This window comes from Brevibacterium sp. SIMBA_078, from assembly GCF_046534565.1.
GTDB lineage: Bacteria > Actinomycetota > Actinomycetes > Actinomycetales > Brevibacteriaceae > Brevibacterium.
The window spans coordinates 1-254 of sequence record NZ_JAWRYQ010000388.1 but is presented as its reverse complement, the minus strand read 5'-3'; the positions used below and the strand labels follow the sequence as shown (position 1 = coordinate 254).

The following is a 254-nucleotide window of genomic DNA, read 5'->3' as shown; positions in this document are numbered from 1 at the left end:
CGCCCAACCGACAATACATTACCAAATCCCGCTTTTTGCCCCGCTAATGTGTATGCACGCGTCAAGTTCATGCCAAACAACCAATCAGCACGAGACCGCGCCAGAGCAGAAACGCTCAAAGGAATAAAGTCACGGTTAGCACGCATACTATTTAGTGACTTTTTAACTGCCGTTAAGTTTAAGTCACTGATCAATAAACGCTGAATATTTTGTTTTTTTGCTTGGCTGATTTTTGCTTGTTCTATAACTTCATC

1 pseudogene is annotated in these 254 nt (G+C 42.1%); it reads right to left on the bottom strand.

Annotated elements, in window-relative coordinates:
• Nucleotides 1-254: pseudogene (locus tag SB749_RS20135) on the bottom strand (DNA topoisomerase III); the annotation flags it as partial.